The 12,581-nt window shown below is 37.7% G+C and carries 14 protein-coding genes; 4 read left to right on the top strand and 10 right to left on the bottom strand.

Annotated elements, in window-relative coordinates; translation table 11 throughout:
• Positions 1 to 18 precede the first annotated feature (18 nt).
• Together aat and ATE49_RS16570 are read left to right on the top strand one after the other, a co-directional pair.
• Entirely contained in the window at positions 19 to 654 is a 636-nt protein-coding gene (gene aat / locus ATE49_RS16575; protein ID WP_034871851.1) for a leucyl/phenylalanyl-tRNA--protein transferase, read from the top strand.
• Complete coding sequence (locus tag ATE49_RS16570) at positions 655 to 1,530, top strand: DMT family transporter (protein ID WP_065083001.1); 876 nt, start codon at positions 655 to 657, stop codon at positions 1,528 to 1,530.
• 284 nt (positions 1,531 to 1,814) lie between these two features.
• Here ATE49_RS16570 and ATE49_RS16565 read toward each other — a convergent pair whose 3' ends face one another.
• The 8 genes from ATE49_RS16565 to hemA form a co-directional block, all read right to left on the bottom strand.
• Complete coding sequence (locus ATE49_RS16565; protein ID WP_065083000.1) at positions 1,815 to 2,204, bottom strand: hypothetical protein; 390 nt, start codon at positions 2,202 to 2,204, stop codon at positions 1,815 to 1,817.
• A 44-nt stretch (positions 2,205 to 2,248) separates the two neighbouring features.
• A complete protein-coding gene (locus ATE49_RS16560; protein WP_065082999.1) occupies positions 2,249 to 2,773 on the bottom strand; it encodes an NADPH-dependent FMN reductase in 525 nt (174 codons plus the stop codon).
• Positions 2,774 to 2,775: 2 nt separating this feature from the next.
• Entirely contained in the window at positions 2,776 to 3,960 is a 1,185-nt protein-coding gene (gene mnmA / locus ATE49_RS16555; RefSeq protein WP_065082998.1) for a tRNA 2-thiouridine(34) synthase MnmA, read from the bottom strand.
• A gap of 102 nt (positions 3,961 to 4,062) precedes the next feature.
• Positions 4,063 to 6,096, bottom strand: a complete 2,034-nt coding sequence (locus tag ATE49_RS16550; RefSeq protein WP_065082997.1) for a sulfatase-like hydrolase/transferase — start codon at positions 6,094 to 6,096, stop codon at positions 4,063 to 4,065.
• 98 nt (positions 6,097 to 6,194) lie between these two features.
• The gene (hemE, locus tag ATE49_RS16545; RefSeq protein WP_059156101.1) at positions 6,195 to 7,220 is read right to left on the bottom strand and encodes a uroporphyrinogen decarboxylase; all 1,026 of its coding nucleotides are present in this window, start codon (positions 7,218 to 7,220) and stop codon (positions 6,195 to 6,197) included.
• Entirely contained in the window at positions 7,213 to 7,875 is a 663-nt protein-coding gene (locus ATE49_RS16540; protein ID WP_065082996.1) for a uroporphyrinogen-III synthase, read from the bottom strand. The genes hemE and ATE49_RS16540 overlap by 8 nt, the downstream gene beginning before the upstream one ends.
• Before the next feature lie 3 nt (positions 7,876 to 7,878).
• Complete coding sequence (gene hemC, locus ATE49_RS16535) at positions 7,879 to 8,781, bottom strand: hydroxymethylbilane synthase (protein WP_059156099.1); 903 nt, start codon at positions 8,779 to 8,781, stop codon at positions 7,879 to 7,881.
• A complete protein-coding gene (hemA, locus tag ATE49_RS16530) occupies positions 8,768 to 10,039 on the bottom strand; it encodes a glutamyl-tRNA reductase (protein ID WP_059345771.1) in 1,272 nt (423 codons plus the stop codon). Before hemA ends, hemC begins: the two co-directional genes overlap by 14 nt.
• A 204-nt stretch (positions 10,040 to 10,243) precedes the next feature.
• On the opposite strand from hemA, the gene ATE49_RS16525 reads away from it, so the two are divergent.
• Together ATE49_RS16525 and ATE49_RS16520 are read left to right on the top strand one after the other, a co-directional pair.
• A complete protein-coding gene (locus ATE49_RS16525) occupies positions 10,244 to 10,867 on the top strand; it encodes an energy transducer TonB (RefSeq protein WP_065083195.1) in 624 nt (207 codons plus the stop codon).
• Positions 10,868 to 11,299: a nucleoside deaminase gene (locus tag ATE49_RS16520; RefSeq protein ID WP_065082995.1), complete on the top strand. Its 432-nt coding sequence runs from the start codon at positions 10,868 to 10,870 to the stop codon at positions 11,297 to 11,299.
• Here the strand turns inward: ATE49_RS16520 and ATE49_RS16515 are convergent.
• A complete protein-coding gene (locus ATE49_RS16515; protein WP_065082994.1) occupies positions 11,296 to 11,820 on the bottom strand; it encodes a GNAT family N-acetyltransferase in 525 nt (174 codons plus the stop codon). The two genes, ATE49_RS16520 and ATE49_RS16515, sit on opposite strands and share 4 nt — an antisense overlap.
• A 1-nt stretch (position 11,821) precedes the next feature.
• Positions 11,822 to 12,580: a type III pantothenate kinase gene (locus ATE49_RS16510; protein ID WP_065082993.1), complete on the bottom strand. Its 759-nt coding sequence runs from the start codon at positions 12,578 to 12,580 to the stop codon at positions 11,822 to 11,824.
• Position 12,581: the final 1 nt, after the last annotated feature.

Genomic DNA, 12,581 nt, shown 5'->3' with positions numbered 1-12,581 from the left:
TAGGATTTTGTTTTTCCTATGTATCAGCTAGACCCTAATGATATTTCTTTCCCGGATCCGGCATTATATAATCCGGAAGAAGGGCTTATGGCTTTTGGCGGAGATCTTTCCGTCGAAAGAATCTGGTTTGCCTATCAGCTGGGTATTTTTCCATGGTTTAATGAAGGCGAAGAAATATTGTGGTGGTGCCCGGATCCGCGATTTGTTTTGTTTCCGAATGAAATAAAGATTTCAAAATCTATGCGTAAGGTTTTTCGTGATGAAACATTTTCTTTTACCGAAAATCAGTGTTTCATCGAAGTAATCAGGAGCTGTAAAGATATTTACAGAGAAGATCAGGACGGAACCTGGATAACTGATGAGATGGAGGAAGCTTATATAGAGTTACACAGACTCGGGAAGGCAAAAAGTATTGAGGTCTGGCAGGATGAAGAACTGGTTGGTGGCTTGTATGGGCTTGACCTGGGAAATGTTTTCTGTGGAGAGAGTATGTTTGCGAAAGTAAGTAATGCCTCAAAAGCCGGTTTTATTTATTTCGCAAAAAAATATCAAGGGACGTATGATGTGATAGACTGTCAGGTTTATACGGCTCATTTAGAAAGCCTTGGAGCAAGGATGATAGACAAATTAGACTATTTAAACTTTTTAAAATAAATGGATACGAATAAGGAAAAATGGGTTCTTCTGATGGTGCTTACTTTAATATGGGGTTCATCATTTATCCTGATTAAAAAATCTCTGCAGCATTTTAATCCTTTTGAAGTAGGAGCGCTGAGGATTCTGATAGCTTCTCTGATACTAATGCCTATTGCAATAAAGCACCTGAAGAGTTTTCCTGCAAAACAATTGAAATGGGTTGTAGTAGTAGCGCTTTGCGGTAATTTTTTTCCAATGTTTCTGTTTCCGATAGCAGAAACCAGAATCAGCAGCAGTATTGCCGGAATTATCAATTCTATGCTGCCTATTTTTGTAATCATAGTTGGGCCTCTGCTGTGGGGAATTAATTCGACAAAGAAGCAGATGATTGGTGTTGCTATTAGCTTTGTTGGCGCTTGTATTCTTATGCTGGCTTCCAAAAATGAAGGAGGTTCTATTGAGATCATTCCTATTTTATTGCTTTTACTGGCGACAGTGTTTTATGCTATAAACGTTACAACAGTTAAGGCGAAACTGGGTTCAATTCCCGCAAAAATGTTGTCTGCTTATGTTTTTTCATTGGTATTATTTTTACCTTCACTCGTTTCGCTGGCTTTTGCAGGCTTTTTTACCAACTTTAAAGCAGATGCCAACTTCTGGGAAGGCTTAGGCTTTGTTTCTCTGTTATCTGTTTTTGGAACAGGACTGGCGATGATGCTGAACTATCGGCTGGTGAATATCTCTACACCTTTGTTTTCCTCATCTGTTACCTTGCTGATGCCTATCGTTGCTGTAGGCTGGGGAATTATAGATGGTGAAACCTTAAATATGATACAGGTTGCTGGTGCTATGCTAATTATTTCAGGTCTTATTTTCCTGAGGACAGGTAAATAAAATAAAAAAACTGCGAGCGGAACGCCGCTGCAGTTTGAAATAAATCTAATAAAAAGTAAAAATGAAAGGCGACAAAGGTAAGTATTTTTTTATTTACCTTCCAAATTTATTTTTCAAATTCTGAATCGTATTAAAAATAAGGATGTTCGAAGAATATATTACTTTGAAGAAACAAGATTAATTAATATTATTATTCCCGAAATACATAGTAGAATCCTGTAAATCGTGTCAAGCGCAATAAATAATCGGGTATAATATCTGTTCTTCAGAGAAACGGAAGGTCATTATTTCTTTATTTCCGAAATCTTAACCGTAGGAGCCGTAAGATATCCTTTTTCCTGGATGTAAGCATAGAATTGTACATTTCCGTTTACAGAAGATGTGTTTTCTATTATAATTCCGTTAAAGGGTGTATCCGTAAAGTGTGCTTTTTCTCCCTTTTTAATGATTTGATACAATTTGTGGTCAGGAGTATAGATCTTAAAAGAAGAATCCTCGGTGGAGGTATTGATTAAGTCAAATTTGTGATTTCTAGAGGTGTTAGAAGTCATTATGTATTCTTTCTGGGCATCAATATTCCAAAGTTGGGCATAAACTCCCCTGAAGCCAAAAGTCCCCGAACATGATGAAAGAATAGTAGAGGCTAGAAAAGTAGTGTAGAGTAATTTTTTCATAGATTATAGTTCTTTTTGATAAAGACAATCTAAAATAGAAAAAGTTACAGCAGGGTTTTAATATTTTCTGATAATTTCTGAAGAGCCCTGATTGTATTGGGATCTGTAAGCTGTCCATCAGTACTGAATCTGCCTTTTACCCCCGGAATCAGAAGGGTAGATTCCTCAGAAAATTTTGCTCCCAAAGTTTTCATAAGAAGGTGTAATTCTTCCTGACCTTTTTCTCCGGAGGCAGAAGCTGTAATGAGTGCTACTGGTTTCTGGTTGAATATATCTGTTGCAACAAACCATTCCAATGCATTTTTCAGTACTCCCGGAATACTGAAAATGTATTCCGGTGTACAGATCAGAACAATGTCTGTATTTTGTATTTCTTCCCTGAATGCGACTACTTTTTCAGGAGTATTTTCAAAAGCCTGATCCGGATTGAAATAGGGAAGATTTGTTAATCCATTGAAATAGGAGAATGTAAAATCATGATAAAGTAATTCTTCAATCTTTTCTACAATCTTCTGATTTGAAGAATTAGGTCTTACGCTGCCAATAACAGCTAAAATCCGAGGTTTCATGCTTAAGAGATCACACCGCTTCCAAGCGTTTCCTCTCCGTCGTACCAAGCTGCAAACTGTCCTTCAGCAATCGCTGACTGAGGTTCTTCAAATTCTATATAGAAAGCATCTTCAAACTGATAGATTGCAGCTTTTTGTAAAGGCTGTCTGTAACGGATTCTGGCCATTACTTCGCGGCTTTCACCGTTTTGTAATTGCAGATCTTTGCGAATCCATTTTACTTCGTCATTATTTATTTTCAAAGCTTTTTTATACAATCCCGGGAAGCTGTGGCTTTCTCCTACAAAAAGTATATTGTTTTCCATATCACGGGAGATCACAAAGCAAGACTCTTTATGACCGCCAATACCAAGACCTTTACTTTGACCAATTGTGTAATACTGAGCACCCTGGTGTTTTCCAATGACTTTTCCGTCACTTTTCTGATATTTGATTTTTGAAGAAAAATATTCCAGTTCTTCTTGTTTTGATTGGAACTCAGGCTGAGACTGATTAAATCCTGAGAAGTCTCTGAATATTTCTACAATTTCACCTTCTTTTGGCTGTAACTGTTGTTTCAAAAACTCAGGAAGACTTACTTTCCCAATAAAACAAAGTCCTTGGGAATCTTTTTTATCAGCGGTTACCAAACCGATTTCTTTTGCAATTTCTCTTACCTGTGGTTTTGTTAAATGACCAATCGGAAACAGAGCTTTGGAAAGCTGATCCTGACTTAGCTGACAAAGAAAATAAGACTGATCTTTATTATTATCGTTACCGGCTAACAAGCGGTAAATTGTTTCACCATCCTTTTCTATAGAAGAAAGCTGCGCATAATGGCCCGTAGCCACTTTTTCAGCACCCAGAGAAAGAGCAACATCCATGAAGGCATCAAACTTTACTTCACGGTTACACAGAACATCCGGATTGGGCGTACGTCCTTTTTCGTATTCTTCGAACATGTAATCTACAATACGCTCCTTATAAAGCTCGCTCATATCGATTACCTGGAACGGAATACCCAGCTTTTGGGCAACCATTAGTGCATCATTACTATCTTCTATCCATGGACATTCATCTTCCAGAGTAACCGAAGCATCGTTCCAGTTACGCATGAAAAGTCCAACAACATCATGTCCCTGTTGTTTTAGTAAATAAGCTGCTACACTGGAGTCTACTCCTCCGGATAGTCCGACTACAATTTTCATTCTACAAAAATTTTTTGCAAAGTTACAACAACTTAATCTATTGAAAAACGTATTGTTATTGAAAGCATCAAATACAGGTAATTGGAAAAACTATATTGTATTTTAATAGAAATCGTCTGGAGTGAAGGCTTTTCTGTTGAAGTTTTCGCTGCTCCATTCAAATATAAAAGCCTTTACATCTATATCTTTTTCAGACTTTTTATAAGTGAGTGAAAAAGGATGGAGACCTGCTTTTAGCAAAATATCTGCACTTTTTTCTGTTCCGGAAATGTAGTTGTAATCAGCATCGATTAAAGCCGCTTCTATTCTCAGGAAAGCTTTTCCAAATGCTTTGAGGTAAAATGTATAATTGGCATTTTGTGGTACATTAAGAACTCCTTTTATAGTAATAACATTTCCTTTGATGCTTTTATTTATAATAGTGGGAGTAGTAAGAGTGCCGTTACTTACAGGCTTCAGATTATTTGTATCTGGTACCCATGGAGATTTTGCCTGATAACTGTACCATTGAATGCCTTTTCTTGCTGATTTATGGGAAATTCCAGGGATGTATGCTTTATCATATGGACGGGCGGCAGAAGAATCCGGACGTCGGATTTGCAGAACAAAATCTTTCATATTTTGTTGCAGCGAAGGCATAGATGCAGCTAAGTCAGTTTTTTGTTTAGGATCTGTAACCACGTTATAAATCTCAAAGTTATCTTGTGCATCCTTGATATTGTAGCGTACACCACTATATTTTCCAAAACGAACCAACTGCATTTGTCCTCGTGTTCTTTTACGTCTTTTGGTTTCAAAATCAGTATAGTTGGGGGTATGTCCTTCTTCAAAATATTCTGCATAGACAATAGGATCTTTTTGCTGTTTGGCCATTCCGGTAAGTATTGGTAAAATTGAAATACCATCTGCGCGCTGTGGTGATGTTGCTCCTGCAGCATCCAGGAAAGTAGGCATCCAGTCGGATAACATGTTTGGGAGATCAATTTTCTGTCCCGGTGTGATTTTGCTGCTCCATTGTACAAAGACAGGCATGCGCTCTCCTCCTTCCCATAGGTCTCTTTTTATACCGTCAAAAGGGCCATAACCATCAAAAAATTCAGGTGTATAAGGTTCTTTTAAATATGACTCCTGTGAAGGGCCGTTGTCTGAAGAGAATACAACAAGTGTATTTTGATCAATTTTCAGATCTTTCAGAAGTTGTAATAAATCGCCAACCTGAGCGTCTAAACGTTGTATTACCGTTGCGTATCTCTTGTTTACATCTGTCCACGGCTTTTCGGTTCCATCAATTGTTTTATAAGTGGCGTTTGCATATTCGGGTGCATACCAGGAATCTATTTCTCCAGATGCCGTATTAATCATTTGTCCTTTTTTGCCAAGCCACTGCAATCCTCCATGTAGACCGTTTCCTTTTGGATATTCCTGAGTGGGAAGTTCTATAACGGCATGAGGTGTATCATAAGCAAGATACATGAAGAACGGTTTGTCTTTTTGATTCTGATTGTGTTGGGTAATCCAATATTTTGCACGAGCTGTCCACAGGTCCCCTGTGTAAGATCTATCCAGATCTTCAGTTACATTGGAGTAATTATCATATACCTCCTTCTTGCCTCTGTACTTTCCTTCTTTAGGATAGTGTTCGTGACCATCGGAATGCCTGATATACCCGTAATATTCATCAAAACCTCTTTTAAGCGGATGAGAGGACCAATTCGCATCTGTCCCCTGTAGTCCCCATTTTCCTATAGCTATTGTTGTATATCCGACTTTCTGCAGGGTATTTCCTATCGTGTAATTGTCTTCAAGAGCTTTATCGAACTGATTGTCTCTTACCTCGGAATGTCCTTGCGTACGTCCTGTTAGCAGAGATGCCCGTGAAGGGGCGCAAACAGGTGCATTACTATAGGATTGGGTAAGTATAGCTCCTTGTGCAGCGAGTTTATCAAGAAACGGAGTCGCTATATAGGGTTTTCCTTCTTTTTTTCTCTGGTTCTGATTTAAAATACCAATATCTCCGTATCCTAAATCATCTACTAAAATGAAAATAATATTAGGCTTTGAAGGCTTTTTAACAGCCTGAGCCGCAAGACTGCAGGGAATTAAAAGCAGAATAAAAAGCTTAAGAAATTTGTTCATGGTTATAAGTTATTGATAAATATATAAAAATAACCTCATAACCAGTAAGATTAAAAAAGCCGGTCACTATGACCGGCTTATAATTTATAATATTAATGCTATGCTTTATATTCTACAACAGCTCTGATGAAGGCTTCAGCATTTTCCACCGGGATATTAGGAAGAATTCCGTGCCCAAGATTAGCGATGTACTTATCTTTTCCGAAACGGTCAATCATCTCATGAACCATTTTGCGAATCGTTTCTGGTGAAGAATGTAATCTTGCCGGATCAAAATTACCCTGAAGTGTAATATTTCCGCCGGTTAACTTTCTTGCAATTTCAGGGGTTACTGTCCAGTCCACACCAAGAGCTGAAGCTTTAGATTTAGCCATGTCTTCCAATGCATACCAACATCCTTTAGCAAATACAACAACTTCAGTTAGTGGACTTAAAGCTTCCACGATCTGATTGATATACTTCCATGAAAATTCCTGATAATCTGCAGGTGAAAGCATTCCTCCCCAAGAGTCGAAGACCTGTACTGCAGAAACTCCTTTTTCTACTTTTCTTTTCAGGTAAGCAATTGTAGTATCCGTTATTTTCTGTAAAAGTTGGTGTGCTGCTTCTGGCTGTTGGAAGCAGAAAGATTTAGCAATATCAAAAGCCTTACTTCCTTTACCCTCTACGCAATAGCATAGGATTGTCCATGGGCTGCCGGCAAAACCAATTAATGGAATTTCATTATCAAGATGTTCCAATGTTAAGGTAATAGCATCGAAAACATAAGATAATGTATCATCTACATCTGGAACTACAATTTGTTCTACAGCTTCTTTTGTGCGTATAGGATTGTCCAGCCAAGGGCCAACATTCTCTTTCATTTTGAAATCGATACCCATTGCCTGAGGAACAACTAAGATATCAGAGAAAAGGATTGCTGCATCCAACGGAAATCTTCTGATAGGCTGTACTGTAATTTCAGCAGCCAGCTCAGGAGTCTGGCAGCGGGTGAAGAAATCATATTTATCGCGAAGAGCAATAAACTCAGGAAGATATCTTCCTGCTTGTCTCATCATCCATACCGGAGGTCTTTCAACAGTTTCACCTTTTAGGGCTCTTAAGTATAAGTCGTTCTTAATCATTTCTATAAGTATCTTTTATTACCTGAAGCAAATCTTCGAGGCTTTCTTGTTCACTTTTTATAATTTCGTTGTCAGTAAAAGATTTTAGATAGTTAGCCGTTGTTTCGCCAATGGCAAATAATCTTTTATTTTTTACAGTATTGTTTTTCATAAAGCTTTCTACACCGGAAGGACTGAAAAATACAATAGCATCTGTCGGGGTATTCCTCTCTGGATACAAAGGTATGGTTTCATAAACTATCTTTTCGGCAAAATCAAAACCAGCTTTGGACAATTGATTCTTTAATGTAGATAAAGCTTTCGAACTGCAAAAATGCATTATTTTTATGGGATTTAACTCCTGAATTTTATCAGAGAGTTCCAATGCATTTTTGGCTACAATTTCCACAGAAAATCCCATTTTTTCTAAAGCTTGTCGGGATTTTTCGCCTACAGTATAGAATTTTGAATTTTCAGGGAAGATAATTTTTTCTTTAACAGCTTTTACTCCCTGAATACTTGTGAAAATAAAATGGTGATAATCTTCGATATCAATTTGATCTTCAATATAACGGATTCCGATAACAGGAAGAAATGAGGGATCGAAATAATCACCCAATTGTTGTTGGATGTATTCTTTAGACAATTCCTTTGTGAAAAGAATACGGACAGCCATCTCTTATAGCTGGGTTTTTATCTCTTCCATAATGGCTTTTCCACCATTGTCCAAAACCTGCTGTGCAAAACGTACTCCAAGATCATCTTTCCACTCGGCAATTTCTTTCAGATCAATTTCTTTAGAGCCGTCCAAAGAGGCAATTCTTCCTTCAAATGTAATGCTGTTTCCGGAAATTGTTGCACGTGCACCAATTGGTGCTGTACATCCGCCTTCCAGATGTCTAAGGAAATCTCTTTCGATCTTAGTACACTTATTGGTTTCTTCGTGGTTAATCTGAGCTAATATTGAAGTTAATTCTTCATTTTCAGCTAAAGATGCACAACAAACGACTCCTTGTGATGGTGCCTGAAGCAGAAATGGTAAATATTCGTATTCAATATCCATTTCCATTCTTTTTATGCCCGCCAAAGAAAGCAGGGTAGCATCTGCAAGCCCATCTTCCAGTTTTTTTAGACGTGTTTGTACATTTCCGCGGATATCTGAAAAGTGAGTCTTTGGATATTGATTTAGCCAGAAAGCTTTTCTTCTCAGGCTGCTGGTAGCAACCGATAATTCTGATATGTCCTTATCTTTTGCTTTTGGATTTCTGATCAATACATCTTCAGGAAAATCTCTTTCCAGTACAGCAGAGATAATAACTCCAGTAGGAAGAGCTGTGGGAACGTCCTTTAGTGAATGTACTGCAATATCTATTTCTTTATTGAGCAAAGCAATATCCAGATCTTTTGTGAAAACACCTGTTATTCCCAGTGCATATAAAGGCTGTTGTAAGTTTTTATCTCCTGTAGAGACAACCGGAACAAGTTCTGTTTTGTGCCCCAGAGTCTGAAGCTGAGAAGCTACTCTCTCTGCTTGCCACATAGCTAACGGGCTGTTTCGTGTACCGATTTTAATGGTCTTCATAACTGTCTTCCTTTGGTTGAAGGTTTAGGATATCATCCAGAAGCTTTGTTACTTCTTCCGAACGGTGTGGATTTTCTATGATGTATTTAGCAAAACGATTGGTTATTTTCTGAATCATTTTGCGTGTCAGATGTAAATCTTCCTCATCTACTTCACCATTCTTCCGGGCAACCTTATGAATTTCATTTTGTTCAATTTTTTTCAGGTTATTTTTGAAGACATGGATATGTGGTGCCATCTTTCTTTTTTTCTCCCACTCTATAAAATCCTTAGACATTTCTCTGATGATGATTTCTGCTTTAGGAATTTCTTTCTTACGTTGTTCCATCGTCTCCTGAATCTGAACAGAAAGAGCATCTACATCGATAAGCTCTACTCCGTCAACATCGGCAACTGTTTTGTCTACGTTATTCGGAATAGAAAGATCTATAACCAGAATGTCCTTTTTAGGCATATTCTCAGGATACAGGATAGGCTTACTTGCACCTGTTGCAACGATAAGAATATCGGTTTGTTCCAGTTCCTTAGGGAAGTCCTCGAAATTGATATGAGGAATATGATATTTTTCGGCAATCTTCTCTGCTTTTTCGGCAGTTCTGTTTGCGATTTTTACTTTTGGCTTGTAAATATGCTTTACAAGATTTTCAATTGTATTTTGCCCAATCTCACCAACACCCAATAATAAGATGTTTTTCTCAGGAAGTTGTTTCTGAGTTTTCAGAATATAATGAACCGCAGCATAAGAAACAGAAGCTGCTCCATTGCTGATCCCGGTTTCATTCTTTATTCTTTTTGATATCTGAATTGAAGAGTTAATTGCTCTTTCCAGATATGCATTGGAATGTAGTTTATATTCTTTGAAACGGTTGTAGGCATTTTTAATCTGAGAAATAATCTCAAAATCTCCGATAATCTGACTTTCCAGACCGGCAGCAACTCTGAAAAGATGATCCAGAGCGTCAGTTCCTTTTTTTACAGTTACAAACTGCATGAAATCCATTAATTGTACACCAACGGTTTCACAAAATAACTGAGCCACAAACATATAATTATGTGTTGTGGTATAAATTTCGGTTCTATTACATGTGGAAACGACAAAAGCGTCACCCATTTCGCGATCGTGAATATGATTAACAAAACTTTTAATATGATCGTCGAAAAAGGCAAATCTCCCTCTGGTAACAGCATCGGCTTTCTCGAAACTAATACTGAGAACCGTAAATTGTGAGGTTTGATATGTATTCAATTTGGCTGCCATTATATCAGGGTGCAAATTTAAGCTATTAATTGTTAAAAAGAATTGATATGTATAAACGGTGAAATGACTTTCATTAGATTTCATTAATTTAGAATAGTTACAAATTGTATAAGCTTCATGATTTGTGTCTAAGAGTGCTTTAAGATGCTGCGCTTTACAGACTATTTGACTATATTTGATACTATATTTCGAGGAACGTTGGTTATGAAAAGATCTCTATATTGTTTTTGCTTTTTATTGTTTTCTGTTTTCTGTTTTTCACAACAAACTGAAGAGTTCAGAGAGGTCAAGAATTTTTATGATCAGCATCAGTTAAAAGTTAACGAAGAGTTTAAACGGAGACTGGGACTGGTTCGAAATTTCGAAGAAAAAATAAAACTGGAAAGTGAATACGGTTTCTTTATCAAGAAGCTGGATAGTGTGCGCAATCAGGCTTATCTTGGTGTTTTAATCAAGACTAAAAACCTTGAACAGCTGGCAAAGCTGAACAAGGTAGTTCCCCAGAAAAAAGAGGTAATTGTAGAGAAAAATCCTGATCACGCAGCTGAGTATCCGGGCGGAATCGATAAGCTGAGAGAAATTGTAAACAGTTCTTTTTATTTTGATGCTGATGTAGATCGTAATGCTGTGCTGAAAAGCGTTGTTACCTTTGTTGTTGAGAGGGACGGAAGCATTGCTCAGGTGAAGTCAGAGGGGGATAACATTGTCTTCAACAGACAGGCAGAAATATGTATGTATCTTGTACCGGATAAATTTATCCCGGGAACACTGCATGGTGTAGCGGTCCGGTCCAGATTTACCTTTCCGATTACTATGAAATTTGACTAGATGTTTACAGACGAATACTTTATGAAAATGGCCTTTCAGGAGGCACAGGCAGCGTTGGAAAAGGATGAAGTACCGGTAGGCTGTATCGTGGTCTATAATGACAGGATCATTGCCAGAGCACATAATCTTACAGAATTACTGAATGATGTAACTGCTCATGCAGAAATGCAGGCGATAACGGCTGCCGCGAATATGTTGGGAGGGAAATATCTTATAGACTGTACAATGTACGTTACCTTAGAGCCATGTGTAATGTGTGCCGGAGCACTGGCGTGGTCACAACTTTCAAAAATAGTGATAGGAGCGAGGGATGAAAAGAGAGGATTTATCAATAAAGGATTGTCACTTCATCCTAAAACAGAAATAGTCTCCGGAATTCTGGAAAATGAATGCTCGGCACTCATCAAAGATTTTTTCAAATCGAAACGTTAGATGATAATAGAGTACATTTGGATGTCTAAGTACTGCCCTTCTTTTTTTATATGATGTTTTAAAACAGCTTCTTTCTGCATACCAATTTTTCCCATAATTTTTCCTGAAGCCGGATTATGAATAAAGTGTGTTGCATAAATCTTATGGAACTTTAACTCTTTAATTCCGAAATTCAAAATTGCGGATGCTGCTTCTGTAGCATAGCCTTTGTTCCAGAAAGGAACAGCAATCCAGTAGCCTAATTCAGCCTTATCATCACCTCTGTCGTGTAGGCCAATGGCACCAATTATTTTCCCTTCTTTTTCACGTATGGCAAAAGTGTAGCCGGTTTTAGCTGTCAGGGCATCGTCTGACATTTTTATCCAGATTCGGGCGTCTGATTCGGAATATGGATAAGGTATATTAGAAGTATTGTCAGAAATAATTTTTTCCTGTAAATACTCTGTAATCAACGGAATATCTGATTCTTTCAAAGGAGAAAGAATCAGATGTTCTGTTTCTATTTTTAGAGGAGCTTCCATTTTATAAATCTTTACCTAAGTAGTAAAGCCCTTTAAGGGTGTGGAGCCTGTCTGCAACATGAATTTTTTCTGTCAGAGGCTTATATACATGGGATACTCCGCCTGTTGCAATTACAAAGCAGTCGTCATTCACTTCGTTATTGATTCTGTCTACAAAGCCTTCTACCATCCCAAGGAAGCCGTAAACCATTCCGCTTTGCATACAGGTTACCGTATCTAATCCCAATACAGATTTTGGTTTCTTTAATTCAATTTCAGGCAGCTGGGCCGTCTGATTAATCAATGAATTAAGTGAGGTAATAATACCGGGAGCAATAATAACGCCCAATGTTTCACCTGTTTCGGCAACGCAGCTCGCCGTAAGTGCGGTTCCGAAATCCAGAATAATCTTTTTTCTGTCTGGATAAAGATTGTGTGCCGCTACAAGATTTGCATAGATATCTGTACCCATCTGTTTAGACTTGGCTTGTACCCCAGAAGGAGTACTGCGGTCTACCAGAATAGGTTTCATATTATGGATCTTGTGTACAGCTCTGGAAATATCATAGGTAAGTTGAGGCACAACAGAACCAATGATGATTTTCTCAATATTACCAATATCAATTTTATTATACTGATAAAGCGTAAGGAACTGAATAAAGAGTTCATCGCTTGTACGGTATGGTTTTGTATTGATTACCCAGGAAATCTCACAACTGTCCCCGTTAAACAAACCGAAACGGATATTGGTATTTCCGATATTGATGACTATTGATTTCATA

Source organism: Elizabethkingia miricola (assembly GCF_001675285.1).
In the GTDB taxonomy this organism is placed as follows: Bacteria; Bacteroidota; Bacteroidia; order Flavobacteriales; family Weeksellaceae; genus Elizabethkingia; species Elizabethkingia miricola.
This window is presented reverse-complemented; position numbering and strand designations above follow the sequence as displayed.

Bases quoted from the DNA above. Each gene is read 5' to 3' on its own strand.
- mnmA (WP_065082998.1), bottom strand. From the start codon at position 3,960: ATGAAAATTGTAGTCGGACTATCCGGAGGAGTAGACTCCAGTGTAGCA.
- aat (WP_034871851.1), top strand. From the start codon at position 19: ATGTATCAGCTAGACCCTAATGATATTTCTTTCCCGGATCCGGCATTA.
- hemC (WP_059156099.1), bottom strand. From the start codon at position 8,781: ATGAAGACCATTAAAATCGGTACACGAAACAGCCCGTTAGCTATGTGG.
- ATE49_RS16560 (WP_065082999.1), bottom strand. From the start codon at position 2,773: ATGAAACCTCGGATTTTAGCTGTTATTGGCAGCGTAAGACCTAATTCT.
- ATE49_RS16525 (WP_065083195.1), top strand. From the start codon at position 10,244: ATGAAAAGATCTCTATATTGTTTTTGCTTTTTATTGTTTTCTGTTTTC.
- ATE49_RS16515 (WP_065082994.1), bottom strand. From the start codon at position 11,820: ATGGAAGCTCCTCTAAAAATAGAAACAGAACATCTGATTCTTTCTCCT.
- ATE49_RS16550 (WP_065082997.1), bottom strand. From the start codon at position 6,096: ATGAACAAATTTCTTAAGCTTTTTATTCTGCTTTTAATTCCCTGCAGT.
- ATE49_RS16510 (WP_065082993.1), bottom strand. From the start codon at position 12,580: ATGAAATCAATAGTCATCAATATCGGAAATACCAATATCCGTTTCGGT.
- ATE49_RS16565 (WP_065083000.1), bottom strand. From the start codon at position 2,204: ATGAAAAAATTACTCTACACTACTTTTCTAGCCTCTACTATTCTTTCA.
- ATE49_RS16520 (WP_065082995.1), top strand. From the start codon at position 10,868: ATGTTTACAGACGAATACTTTATGAAAATGGCCTTTCAGGAGGCACAG.
- hemE (WP_059156101.1), bottom strand. From the start codon at position 7,220: ATGATTAAGAACGACTTATACTTAAGAGCCCTAAAAGGTGAAACTGTT.
- ATE49_RS16570 (WP_065083001.1), top strand. From the start codon at position 655: ATGGATACGAATAAGGAAAAATGGGTTCTTCTGATGGTGCTTACTTTA.
- ATE49_RS16540 (WP_065082996.1), bottom strand. From the start codon at position 7,875: ATGGCTGTCCGTATTCTTTTCACAAAGGAATTGTCTAAAGAATACATC.
- hemA (WP_059345771.1), bottom strand. From the start codon at position 10,039: ATGGCAGCCAAATTGAATACATATCAAACCTCACAATTTACGGTTCTC.